The 12545-nt window shown below is 61.8% G+C and carries 9 protein-coding genes; 4 read left to right on the forward strand and 5 right to left on the reverse strand.

What is annotated here, in order from left to right:
- Positions 1-1998 precede the first annotated feature (1998 nt).
- The 5 genes from trxA to N7568_RS09415 form a co-directional block, all read right to left on the reverse strand.
- The gene (gene trxA / locus N7568_RS09395; RefSeq protein WP_014923339.1) at positions 1999-2325 is read right to left on the reverse strand and encodes a thioredoxin; all 327 of its coding nucleotides are present in this window, start codon (positions 2323-2325) and stop codon (positions 1999-2001) included.
- 34 nt (positions 2326-2359) lie between these two features.
- Positions 2360-3316 carry a thioredoxin-disulfide reductase gene (gene trxB, locus N7568_RS09400; protein ID WP_261609576.1) on the reverse strand — a complete coding sequence of 319 codons (957 nt, stop codon included), beginning with the start codon at positions 3314-3316 and terminating at the stop codon, positions 2360-2362.
- 203 nt (positions 3317-3519) lie between these two features.
- Complete coding sequence (locus N7568_RS09405; RefSeq protein WP_261609577.1) at positions 3520-5181, reverse strand: ABC transporter substrate-binding protein; 1662 nt, start codon at positions 5179-5181, stop codon at positions 3520-3522.
- A 141-nt stretch (positions 5182-5322) separates the two neighbouring features.
- Complete coding sequence (gene murJ / locus N7568_RS09410; RefSeq protein ID WP_261609578.1) at positions 5323-7332, reverse strand: murein biosynthesis integral membrane protein MurJ; 2010 nt, start codon at positions 7330-7332, stop codon at positions 5323-5325.
- Positions 7333-7358: 26 nt separating this feature from the next.
- Complete coding sequence (locus tag N7568_RS09415) at positions 7359-7862, reverse strand: NUDIX hydrolase (RefSeq protein ID WP_026541026.1); 504 nt, start codon at positions 7860-7862, stop codon at positions 7359-7361.
- Positions 7863-8058: 196 nt separating this feature from the next.
- Between N7568_RS09415 and N7568_RS09420 the strand changes: the two genes are divergently transcribed.
- The 4 genes from N7568_RS09420 to N7568_RS09435 all read left to right on the forward strand — a co-directional run bounded on the left by N7568_RS09420 (position 8059) and on the right by N7568_RS09435 (position 12545).
- Positions 8059-9528, forward strand: a complete 1470-nt coding sequence (locus N7568_RS09420) for a CCA tRNA nucleotidyltransferase (RefSeq protein ID WP_261609579.1) — start codon at positions 8059-8061, stop codon at positions 9526-9528.
- Positions 9525-10106 (forward strand): histidine phosphatase family protein, encoded by a 582-nt coding sequence (locus N7568_RS09425; RefSeq protein ID WP_026541028.1) that lies wholly within the window; start codon positions 9525-9527, stop codon positions 10104-10106. Before N7568_RS09420 ends, N7568_RS09425 begins: the two co-directional genes overlap by 4 nt.
- 610 nt (positions 10107-10716) lie before the next feature.
- Entirely contained in the window at positions 10717-10857 is a 141-nt protein-coding gene (locus N7568_RS09430) for a hypothetical protein (protein ID WP_167510425.1), read from the forward strand.
- Positions 10858-11027: 170 nt separating this feature from the next.
- Positions 11028-12545: a glycosyltransferase family 87 protein gene (locus N7568_RS09435; protein WP_261609580.1), complete on the forward strand. Its 1518-nt coding sequence runs from the start codon at positions 11028-11030 to the stop codon at positions 12543-12545.

A 12545-nucleotide genomic window follows, 5' to 3' on the forward strand; every position in this document is an offset into this window, starting at 1 on the left:
AAGGGGCGCCCTCCCTATCGGAGCGCGCTGGGTTACCCCACCGAACGAACGTAGTGAATGGGCTGCGCCGCGTGCTTAGAGTTCTGTGGGTTCAAAAGCTCCTACCCCCTTGTGAGTGCGCTGTGCGTCGCCTCCTTTGGTCAGATCCAGGCCTCTCCACCCTCAGCAGCCGGCTTAGGCCTCTCCCCCCTCAGCAGCCGGCTTAGGCCTCTCTATGCCTAACATCCGGGCGCTGGCGCCTCCGCGGTATTTAGGGCGGCTATGGGGCGTTCCGCGCCTAGAGCGCCGCAGGAAAAGGCGTGATACGTGCCGGGAGCCACTAGGTAATGGTCTTAGGGCTGACAGTGGCTGTGGCCCATCTGGCCCTAAGGAGGTCTCAGCGCCGCGCAGTTGTTGCCTCAAGGGGGTGAGGACGTCTACTTGCCACGCGCGATCTCCTGTTCATCGCGAAGTGTCTACAGTGTCACGATGCCCCGGATTCCAGCTGGAGCCTGCTCATTCCGTAGTGTTTCAAATGTTCCGGGGCACCGTCACGGACCCCAAACGGCCTGCACCGTTTCACGTGAAACATCGCCCTAAGCCGGTGTTGACAGTCATACCAGGCCTGCACTCCAGCAGTTTCGGTCAGAGTCCGCAATTGATGGGCCTCCAAGGGGTAGAAAAGCCGGTCCACGCCTAACTGAATGGGCTCAAGTTTCGTATGAATCACAGATGTGGGCGATCAGCCGAGCTCCTGAGCGCCCGGCTTGAGGCTATTCAGCGGATGGGATCTTATGTAGCCGGCAGGTCGATTTCATGGCCCGGGCGAGGCAAAGACGCCATTGTTGGCTCTCTCCAGGCATGTCTGCGTCGATGTCAGTGGGAATCCGGTTGATACGACCGCCATGCCCCAGCAAGGTATACGGGGTTTCTCGGAAAGGAAGACACCTGGTGCATTGATTCTGGCTAGGCCGGTTGGGTGCTCGCAACAAGAGAATCGTCCCCCACTCCCCTAGGTGAAGCTCCCACTACGGCTGTCCCGCTCCCTCACGGCTTCAGGTTGAGAACCGGGTGGTGCCGCAAGCGCCTTGGCCGCCGCACACACTTGATCCCCCGTTTGGTTGCCTGACGTCGTCTGTGGGCCGTCAGCTCAGTACGCACGCGCGACGGTGAATTGATGCGACTTCGATAAGGGACGGGATTCTGTCTCGGTGAAGGAGAAGCGTCATTCCTGCAGTTCTTCCTGGCGGATTCGCGACTCTGTCGATTTCTACGAGCAACAAGCTGGGGGTTCAAGGCCCGGACTTTGGGGAGCACGTTTCACGTGAAACACGCTAAGGACTCCGATCACTGTCCTCCTCGTCTCCTCGTAGTTGCGGTGTTTCACGTGAAACACACCATCACCATCCTGGCCCGAAGCGCCGCTGCGGCACCTCCGTGAGGGCGCGAATAAGGACGCGAATAAGGACGCGAATAAGGACGCGAAGCACGGGTGAACCCTAGTTCGGGCTGCGCGGGAGGCTTGCCCTTGAATAACGGGGGCAAGAAACGGACCCCGGAATACGGACGTGACGCAGAAGGCGCCAGGAACACATCAACTGGGGCTCGAAAGAATGAACTCGACACCGGCGACTATCCAGCGGCCACAGATTGAGCAGAGCATCCCTGTGACTCTGTTGGGAACGCTCCCTGGGCCAGCTAAGAGCACCTCCGTCATGCTCGTCAGGCAAGAGCGCCTCAAGCCAGTGCAATAGCTGGCGAAACCCGGACGCAGGTGAGTGAGCCAACCGACCCTAAGCCAACCCATTCATGGGCAGACTGAGGAAAACTTGGCCTACCCCAGGTAGGGAGAAGTGAATCGGACAAGACAGCGACTGATCAAGTGCTCCGACGGAATCCAACAGGCATAAACGAACGTATTCGGTTCAATAGCCCACACGACATAAGAAAGCCGGCGGTTCATCCTCCCTCAGGAGCAGCAACCGCCGGCTTCGACAAAATTAGGATCAGGAATTGAACCTAGGACAGGACGTCCGCGAATTCCTTCTCAAAGAACTGCTTCGGCTTGGCGCCGATCACGGTGCTCTTAACTTCTCCCCCGCTGAACAGGTACACGGCCGGAATGGACGTGATGCCGTACTCGGCTGCGATGGCGGGGTTGTCGTCGACGTTAAGCTTCACGACGTCAACCTTCTCGCTGTATTCAACGGAGATCTCGTCGAGGATGGGGCCGAGCTTGCGGCAGGGGCCGCACCACTCTGCCCAGAAGTCCACGATGACCGGCTTCTCGGAAGCCAGGACATCCGTGCTGAAGCTTGCGTCAGTTACGTCTTTTGCGTTGCTCATAACTTTTCCCTTCGTATGGTTGCTTGGATGCAGCTTAGGAGTGCAAGTCTGCGAGGTAGTGCTCAACATCGAGGGCAGCCACACAACCGGAGCCCGAAGCCGTGATGGCCTGGCGGTACGTGGGGTCGATGACGTCGCCCGCGGCGAAGACACCCTTGATGTTGGTCCGGGAGCTACGTCCCTCCACGGCGATGGTTCCCTCAGGGGTGAGGTCAACCTTGCCCTTGACGAGATCCGTGCGGGGGTCGTTGCCGATGGCCACGAAGACACCAGTGACGGCGAGTTCGGACTCGGTGCCGTCCACCAGGTTCTTGAGTTTGAGGCCAGTGACCTTGTCGCCACCGAGAACGTCTTCAACGGCTGTGTTCCAGACGAAGTTGATCTTCTCGTGCGCCTGGGCACGGTCGCCCATGATCTTGGAAGCCTTGAGGGTATCGCGGCGATGGACAACCGTAACGGACTTCGCAAACTTGGTCAGGAACAGTGCTTCCTCCATGGCGGAGTCGCCACCGCCGATGACCGCGATGTCCTGGTCCTTGAAGAAGAAACCGTCGCAGGTTGCACACCAGCTAACGCCGTGGCCTGAGAGGCGCTTTTCGTTGGCCAAGCCGAGCTCCCGGTAGGCGGAACCCGTGGACAGGATGATGGCCTTCGCCTGGAAGGTCTCCCCCGTTCCGATGGTCACGGTCTTGATGTCGCCGTCGAGGTCCAGTTCGGTGACATCCTCGAACTGGATCTCGGTGCCGAAACGTGCGGCCTGCTTCTCAAAGTTTTCCATGAGGTCCGGGCCCATGATGCCGTCCGGGAAACCCGGGTAGTTCTCCACATCCGTGGTGTTCATGAGTTCGCCACCAGCGGTGACGGAGCCGGCAATGAGCAGAGGCTTCATGTTGGCGCGGGCGGTGTAAACAGCGGCTGTGTAGCCGGCGGGGCCTGAACCTACGATGATGACGTCACGCACCTGCGATGCGCTGTTTTCTGCAATGCTCACGTGGCGTGAACCTCTTCCTTAGTCGATGCTGCGGCTTTCGGGGCAGCCACCTGACTCAACCCCTGTAATGCCCCAAATATTCCGTTGGAGTTGGGGACCCTAAAAGCCACCACCATTCAGGGTACCGTCTGGAAGCACGGCAAATCGAAGTGGGGACCCCCGATGACCGGGAGCCCCCACTGTGCGAAACAGGTAGTTTGGAACTACTGGACCGTCACCTCGGCCAAGCGCAGTCCGTATCCGAACCGGGTCTTCGGTGCTGCCAGTTTGGGGAGCGCCTTGATGACTACGATGACGTATTGCGTCTGTGTCGGTGCGGCCAACGGAACTGTCAGCTCCGGCGAGGTGAAGCTGTTGGTGCCCACGAGCTTGGCACCATCCATTGCCGGGCGATCGTTGGTGTAGACGCTAATGCTTCCACCCGATCCACCCAACTGGTTCAGCACAATGGACTTGACCTCTGCCGGTTCCTTGAGCTTCACAACAAGCGGCATTTCCCCGAACAGCCCACCCCAGTCAGCAGTGGCAAATTCCATGTCCGACCAGTAGCTCGCTGCGTTGCCATCAAAGGCCCGGGTGAGGTCCTTGTCGTACTCTGCGGCGAAGGGGAAGTCACCCAAGCGAGTGATGCCTGCGATGGCCGGCGGGACAGCAGGGGCTGCGGTCTCCGTCGGTGTAGGCTCCTGGGTTTCCGTGCTGCTGGACTGCGGAGCGGAGGTGCTCTGGGTAGCTGCCGGCGTACCGCTGGAGAGGAGGCCGCCCAAGTTGGTGACCGCGAGGACCAGTCCCACAATCAACACGGCCGCGAGCAGGCCGCCGACCAGCCAGCGAAGGGAACGTGGCTCCTTCTCCGGAGCGTCGTCCTCGTAAACTTCTTCGTCGTCATAGTCGTTCTGGACAGCGGCCGACGCCGGGAAGCTGGTTGGAGCGCGGTCGTAACCCGGGTCTGAGGTTCCGTGCGCAGCAGCGGCGCCACCGGACGCGGCGCTTCCGGCAGCAAGGCCGTAGTCCTCGTCTGACCACAGGGATACCTTAGGTTCGGCTTGTTCCCGCGTGGTTGGCTGCTGCGAATTGACCGCCTGTGTTGGCGGCTGGGCCGGGGCGGCGGGAGGTGCCGCAGCGGGCTGCGATGTCACGGCTTGGGTGGGTGGCTGCGTCGAAGCGGCAGGGGATGCTCCCCCGGGTGCAGCACTGGCGGCCCCGGTGCCGGCGGCAGCACCGGCGTCGTGGTTCCTGGAACCGGAATTCTTGAGGGCGGCCAGACCGGCTGCTCCGGCACCCGCAGCAGCAGCCAGCTTTCCGGCGATGCCGCTCTTGGACGACGACGGGCTCGCGGAAGGCATGGGTGGGACATGCCCTGCCTGGGATCCGGTGGCGTCCTGCTCGGCGTCGCCCTCGTTCGGGATCGGGTAGCCGTTTTCGTCGTACTGGATGTACTCGGCGTCGTGCTCGTCATCCTCGTACAGGCCGTCGTACGTTTCGGGCTCGTAGGTGCGTGCCTGGCCGAAGATCTCGCTGCCCAGTGTCTCCGTGAAGAAGGGCTCGATGTACGGCGGGTTGGTGGCAACCACCAGATCCAGCAAGTCAGGCGCGGTGCTGTGGTTGGTGATGAGGTACGTGGTGTTGTCGCTGACGCCGAGGTCCAGGATCTGGACATGGCCCGGACGCTCTCCGGTGGCCACCTCGCGGGCGCTCTGCGCTACCTGCTCAGCGTTTCCGGGACCGGCCACAAGGATGCTCACGGGACGGTTGAGGACCTGGTCCACGCCGTCGAGCACCTGATCTTGGTCATGCGAGGTCAACACATTGGCCGTGACCTTGTAGCGGCCGCCAAGTACTGATCCGACGTCGATCGGGTGGGACACGTGTTCCTCCTAGGCTGTCCGGGAGCTGCGGGTCCTGCACGCGGCCGGCCCGGCGAGCCGGTTCAACCGCTTTTGCAACTACCTATATTCATTTTCTAGCCTAGCCGATTGATGCCCGCCGCCCATGTTGGCGGCACCGGCTCACTTCCTGCGGTTTCCACGGGTGGGGAAGTACGGATTCTGTCCGGCATCCCCTTGGTAGGTACGCCGACCCGGCAACGGGACCTGCGGCCGGAACTTGCCGCCACGGGCCGTGCTGGGTTCGTCTTCCTCGGGCAGGTAGGTCTTTGGGGCGTCCGGGCCGGGCTCGGAAGCTGCCTGCCGCCGCTCCACGGCTGGGCCGGCCCGGTAGGAGGCGGCGTCGAACTCGCCCGAGATGCGCGGAATCAAACCGGTATCGTCCGAGACCGTGGCGCGTGCCGCCGTCGTGGGTTCCGAAACTGCACCTGTAGCCGGCGCGGGAACACCGCGTCCAAAACGCCCCATGAGCGGGCGCAGGAGGTCGCGGAGTTCGGTGACATGGAAGACGCGGAGCAGGACAAGGTAGGCCAGCAGCATGACGGGCCCGACGACGACCACCGTCACCAAGGCGGCCGGGCGGCTGCTCCACGCGAAACCGTCGGCCCGGTAACTGCCCAAAAGCCACAAGGCGCCCGCGCCAGCGATCGCTGCACCCAGCCCGGCGTAACCCATGCGGATGTAGGAATTCGCGATACGCGGTCCGTCGAGGTGGCCGAGCAAACGGCGCAGGAATACCACGCTGATCACCACGGACAGGATGTTGCCCAGTGTGTAGAGAATGGCGATCGCGTAGATGATCTGGCCGACGGGGAGGAACTGGATGAAGAACGCACCCACCACGTAGATGACTGCCAGCCACAGCTGGACATACAGGGGCGTGCGGGCGTCCTCGTTGGCGTAGAACACGCGCGACATCATGAAGTTGGCGCTGAGGAAGGGGGTGCTGAGGGCAAGGATGGTGAGCGTTTGGGCGAGCATGACGCCGTCCTGCTTGTCGCCACCGGAGAAGAACATGCCCAGCGGCCCGGCCAAAGCGAACAGGGCCAAGGCTCCGAAGACAGTGGCCACGGCCATGGTGCGCAGGCCGTGGGACAGGGCATCGCGGAGCTCGGCCTTGTTGCCGTCCTGCGACGCCCGGGTCATGCGGTTAAAGAGGACGGTAGCCAAGGACAACGCGATGATCGAGTGTGGCAGCAGGTAGAGCTGGCTCGCCACTTCCAGGACGGCGTTACCGGGCAGGACCGCAGCTGCGGCTGTGTCCCCCGCGTTGTCCAACCGGAGGCGTTCAGCACCGGGAATGGTGGCGATCCTCATGACGTAAAGAAACGCCAATTGCCCGACGGCGGCCGTCGCCAAAGTCCACACGCTCAGCTTGGCGGCCTGGCCCAGTCCAACCCCACGCCAGCCGAAGCGCGGACGAAGGCCGAGGCGAAGGCGGAAGACAGGGACGAGCAGGATGGCTGTCTGGGCGATCACGCCGAAGGTAGAGAACCCGGCGATCAGGAACGTTTGGGTGGGCCCCCAATTGTCTACGGTGTGCGGGTTGGTGATGTTGGCGCCCAGGATCCAGATGAACATACCCAGGCCGGCGATGGCCACAAGGTTGTTCAGGATGGGCGCCCACATGGCCGGGCCGAACGCGCCGTGGGCGTTCAGCACCTGGGTGAGCATGGCGTAGAGACCGTAGAAGAAGATCTGCGGGAGGCACCAGAAAGCGAACGTTACTGCCAGGGCCTTTTGTTGTTCCGAGTACCCCTGCGTGGTGAGGTCGATGACCAGGGGCGCCGCAAGTGTCACCAACGCCGTCAATGCCAGCAGCACCAGCACAGCCAGGGTCAGCAGGCGGCTGATGTAGTCCGCACCGCGGTCCGGCGCCTTGCTGGCCTTGATGATCTGCGGGACAAGCACAGCGTTGAACACGCCACCGGCCACCAGCAGGAAGATCAGGTTGGGCAGGTTGTTCGCGTTAATAAACGTGTCATTGACCGTGGAACCCAGGCCGAGGGCGGCACCAAGCATCCAGGTTTTGGCGAAGCCAAGGAAACGGGAAACAAGCGTTCCTGCGGCCATGATGGCGCTGGAACGTGCTTCTCCGGATTGAACGGACTCGGTGGTTTTGGCTTCAGACATCGCCTTTATCGTCCCATGTACCCGGGTCAGAGGTGTTCGGGCAGCACTTCCCGTGCCAGGTCGGCGATGCGGCGTTCATTGGGGAAAGACAATTTGCGGGCGAGTTCCTGAATGGGAACCCACGCGGCGTCCACGGCTTCCTGATCGGGATCGTTCTCGATGGTCAGCTCACCGCCGGTTGCCTGGAGCAGGAAGTGATGCACGGTTTTGTGGACGCGGTGGCCGCTCACAGTGAACCAGTAGTCGATGCTGCCCAGGGGCGCCAGAATGCTGCCTTCGATGCCGGTTTCCTCGGCGATTTCGCGGACAGCAGCTTCTTCGTTGTTCTCGCGGCCTTCCGGGTGGCCCTTCGGCAGGCACCACTCAAGCCGGCCACCCCTGTTAAGGCGGGCGATGATCGCAACCCGGAGTTCGCCGTCGGACGTGTCTACTACGACGCCGCCCGCAGAGACTTCCTCCACAGTGGGAAGAGAGGCCTGGACCGGGTGCTGCTGGGCTGGCGCGACGTGCGCACCGATTGCCGACGGCAACGGTGCGTTTGTCCTCCTGCCAGGAGCGCTCGGGATCGGGTTGGCCATGAGGTCCACTCTAACGACTCTTGCCCCGGAGTGATGACCGGGACATGGCCACAAGATGGACTGCAGGAGATGGTCCGCGGACGCATGCCTGATTTCGCATGGAACAGTGGCCCACTGCTGCGTAAAAATCTGCCAAGCTTAAGGAACTATGGCGCACGTATTGGACAGCTCTTCAGTTAACTTCACCATCGATCCGGTGGTGCTCGATCTCGGGCAGCGCTTTGTCGATGCCGGCTATGAGCTGTCCTTGGTGGGTGGACCCGTGCGCGACCTCTTCCTGGGGAGGACATCCCCGGACCTGGACTTCACCACCGACGCCACCCCGGACCAGACCATCGCCGTCATCAAGAAGTGGGCGGACAACTTCTGGGAAATCGGCCGCGCCTTCGGCACCATCGGGATGAAGAAGAGCGGCTTCCAGATCGAAATCACCACGTACCGCGCCGAGGCCTACGACCCCGATTCGCGCAAGCCCGTGGTGGCGTTCGGCAACTCCCTGACGGACGATCTCCTCCGCCGCGACTTCACCATCAATGCCATGGCGCTGCGGCTGCCAAGCCTGGAACTTGTGGACCCCTTTGGCGGCGTCCGCGACCTCCACGCCTCCGAGCTCGCCACGCCAGGCGCTCCAGAGGCGTCCTTCTCCGACGATCCCCTGCGCATGATGCGCGCGGCGCGTTTCGCGTCGCAGCTCGGCGTGTCGGTTCACGACGACGTCCGGCTGGCCATGTCCCAAATGGCGGATCGCATCAAGATCATTTCCGCCGAGCGCGTCCGGGAAGAGCTGGTCAAGCTTATTAACGGAGCGCACCCCCGCGTGGGCATCGATCTCATGGTGGATACAGGGCTTGCCGAGTTCGTGCTCCCCGAGGTCTCCGCCCTGCGCCTTGAGGCTGATGAGCATCACCGCCACAAGGACGTGTACCAGCACTCGCTGCAGGTACTTGAGCAGGCCGCTGCCCTGGAAACAGGCCCTGACGGCCCGGTGCCCGGCCCCGACTTTGTGCTGAGGTTCGCTGCGTTGATGCACGACGTCGGCAAGCCGGCTACGCGACGTTTTGAACCGGGCGGCGCGGTGAGCTTCCGCCACCACGACGTTGTGGGGTCGAAGCTGACAGCGAAGCGGATGAAGGCGTTGCGTTTCGACAACGACTCGATCAAAGCCGTCTCGCGTCTGGTTGAACTGCACATGCGCTTCTACGGCTACGGAGATGCCGGCTGGAGCGATTCCGCGGTCCGCCGCTATGTGACCGACGCCGGTCCCCTGCTTGAACGCCTGCACCGGCTGACCCGGTCCGACGTCACCACGCGTAACCAGCGCAAGGCCGACCGCCTGTCCTTCGCCTACGATGACCTTGAGCAACGCATCTCGGCTCTTCTGGAACAGGAATCCTTGGCGGCTGTCCGGCCTGACCTGGATGGAGCGCAGATCATGGCGCTCCTGGGACTCAAGCCTGGCCCAGTGGTGGGGAAGGCTTACAAGTTCCTTCTGGAAGAGCGGATGGAACACGGACCACTTTCCCCTGAGGAAGCCGAGCAGAAACTCTTGGCCTGGTGGGAAGAGCAACCCGAGTCCGCCGTCGTCGAGCCTGTGACCGAAACTGAGGAGCCTTCATGAATGCTGCGACTTCCCCGCGTCCCCAACTTTGGATCCTTCGCCATGGCGAGACCGAGTGGTCCAAGAGCGGCCAGTACACCGGCCTGACGGATCTTCCCCTCACTGTTGAGGGCGAGCAGCAGGCCGTCGAGGCCCGGAAGGTGTTGGAAGGGATCGACTTCGACCTCGTCCTGACTTCGCCCCTGCGCCGCGCCCGGCGCACCGCAGAACTCGCAGGCTACCCGGAAGCCGTTCACGAGCCGCTGGCTGTCGAGTGGAACTACGGCGACTACGAAGGGATCAGCTCGGACCTTATCCGCAAGGACAACCCGGACTACCTCATCTGGACCGACGGCGTACCCAACGGGGAAACGCTGGACGAAGTTGCTGCCCGGGCCGACAAGATCATTGGACGCGTCCTGGAATCCGGAATGGACAATGTCCTGATCGTGGCACACGGTCATTTCTCCCGTATCCTCACGGCACGATGGCTGGAAATGGATGCCCGCGAAGGCCGCCATTTCATTCTTGGGACAGCGAAGGTCTGCACACTCGGTTGGGATAAGCGCACGCCGGCAATTGTCCGCTGGGGCCTCTGAAACACGAATTTACAAAAACTTTTTGCAAATCAGTCAATTGTGCTGGTCAAATCCCATGTTGATGGGGTAGCTTATATCTTGTTCCCAGAGCGACTCGCCGGGAACCCAGGCGCGCATTCCCCGGTTCAGTCAGTCGGGATAATGCCACAGCAGGCCCTTGTGGCCAGAAAAGGAGGTTGGGAAAAATGATTACTTTGACTAGCGGACGGAAGTTGACCGTTACTGCTACCCCGGCCTCTGCTGATGATCGACGCCATTTTTGCTCTCTGACCCACTCCTGATTCGCCGGGCCGGCCCATTGCCGGCGGTGTTCATGACAGCTCTCCTTTCCTTGGATGGCTGAGTAGTCAGTTGTAGGCGCGGACCCACGCAGCATGCCGCGGGTGCGCAGTTTCCCCATAGTTCGGAACCAGCTTCTTGTTGGGTCGACTGCCGGAAGCACGCGCAATTCTGCACAACGATTCGGGATTTCCCTGATTCAGTCCGCTTCATCCCATTACCAGCCTCGGCTATTTGTGCCCTTTTTATGCCTTTGATTCCTCGTGAATTCATTTGGCTTTAATTGTTGTGCCCAAATTCCGGCGATTATTCCCCTGAAAGGAGGTGAACCATGCCAAAGCGCCCCGAAGACATGCGCTTCTACAAGAGCAGTGATGCTCCCAAGGACCGCACCCTGTTCAACGGCCAACTGCTGGACCAACGCCGTGAAGACGTTTACGTTGTCCTGCACCAGATGGGACTCATCCGCTGACGTCCTTCAGCCACCCCGAAGGAGTTCAGGTGCAACACATTCATGCTGAACCTCAAGGAGCCCACGCGGCTACGCGTGGGCTCCCCCCTTTTAAAATGGCTGTATTGCCTGGTGTCCTGTGATGCTCCCGGCGGGATGCTGCAATCAACGCGTGACTGTAAGCTCGATCCATGCAGGAGACGAAGCCGCACCGGCAGCAAAAGCGTGCCCGCTTTGTGGTTCCCAGCCGCAACGACTCCTTGCTCCGGAACTTCACGGAACTCATAGGTGGCCCGCTGGGGAAGCACACCTCTCCGGGCAAGATCTCTTCCGGGCCGTTCACCGTGGAGCGGGTCCTCATCATCCTCACAGTCATTGCCGCGCTGCTGGCAGTGCTCGCCAAGGACTACTGCCGGGTCAACGGTTGGCAAACGCCCGGCCAGTTTTACGCCACCTGCTACTCCGACTTCCCTGAGCTCTTCAAGAACCGCGGACTCGGCGATGGTGTATTTCCCTTCTTCACCCAAGGCAGCCTGTTCGAGTACCCCGTCATCATGGGGATCATCGCGGGCATCACCGCCCTCTTGGTGCCTGGGCAGGGCGTAGGCAGCGAACGCATCCTTGGTTACTTCGACATCAACGCTGCCCTCATTGTGGCGGTCTGGATCGTCACGGTCCTTCTGACAGCACGTATCAACAAGCGCAGGCCCTGGGACGCGGCGATGGTGGCCGTAGCGCCCGGTATCATCCTGGCCGGATTCATCAATTGGGACATGTGGGCTGTAGGCCTGCTGGCCTTGGGTATGTTCTTCTTCTCCCGGGACAAACTGGTCCTGGCCGGAGTGTGCATCGGGCTGGGGACAGCCACCAAGCTCTACCCCGTCCTGATCCTCGGGGCGGTGCTGGTCCTGGCGCTCCGGACCGGCAAGCTGCGCACCTTTTTCTTGACAGCCGGCGCAGCACTCGCATCCTGGCTCGCCGTGAACCTGCCCATAGCCGCAATGAACCCGTCAGGGTGGCGGTATTTCTTCGAATTCACGCAGGCACGGCCTGCCGGGTACAGCTCGCCGTGGTTCGCGTACAACCTTGTGGCAGACCGCGTTCAGTGGAACCAAATGAACGCAGCTACCATCAACTCGCTGGCGCTGTACCTGTTCATCCTGGCGTGCGCACTCATTGGAGCCTTGGCTTTGTGCGCACCGCGGCGACCCCGCATCGCCCAGCTGGTCTTCCTGATTGTTGCCGCGTTCATCCTCACCAACAAGGTCTACTCGCCCCAGTTCGTCATCTGGCTCATTCCACTCCTGGCCCTGGCGCGGCCCCGTTGGCGTGACTTCCTGATGTGGCAGGCCGCTGAAGGGCTGCACTGGGCGGCCATTTGGATGTACCTCGGCCAGGCGACCAGCGGCGGCTCGGTCCAGCACAACATTGACATGTCCTACTACGTCCTGGCCGTCTGCCTGCACATGGCTGCCACCGCGTACCTGATGGCAAGGGTGGTCATGGACGTGTGGGATCCGGCCCAGGACCCGCTGCGCATTCATGGCCAAGACGATCCTCATGGCGGGCCCTTCGATGGCGCCCGGGACTGGTTGCGGATTGACCTTGCCCATCCGTCGCGGTCTGTTTTGCCTTGGCGGTCAATGACTGCCAAGGAAAAGACTGCCGCAAAGACTCCCGAACCCATGCAGCCCAGCGAGCGGAGGTAA

This window comes from Paenarthrobacter aurescens (assembly GCF_025421775.1).
In the GTDB taxonomy this organism is placed as follows: Bacteria; Actinomycetota; Actinomycetes; order Actinomycetales; family Micrococcaceae; genus Arthrobacter; species Arthrobacter aurescens_B.

Bases quoted from the DNA above. Each gene is read 5' to 3' on its own strand.
- N7568_RS09420 (WP_261609579.1), top strand. From the start codon at position 8,059: ATGGCGCACGTATTGGACAGCTCTTCAGTTAACTTCACCATCGATCCG.
- trxA (WP_014923339.1), bottom strand. From the start codon at position 2,325: ATGAGCAACGCAAAAGACGTAACTGACGCAAGCTTCAGCACGGATGTC.
- N7568_RS09425 (WP_026541028.1), top strand. From the start codon at position 9,525: ATGAATGCTGCGACTTCCCCGCGTCCCCAACTTTGGATCCTTCGCCAT.
- N7568_RS09430 (WP_167510425.1), top strand. From the start codon at position 10,717: ATGCCAAAGCGCCCCGAAGACATGCGCTTCTACAAGAGCAGTGATGCT.
- murJ (WP_261609578.1), bottom strand. From the start codon at position 7,332: ATGTCTGAAGCCAAAACCACCGAGTCCGTTCAATCCGGAGAAGCACGT.
- N7568_RS09435 (WP_261609580.1), top strand. From the start codon at position 11,028: ATGCAGGAGACGAAGCCGCACCGGCAGCAAAAGCGTGCCCGCTTTGTG.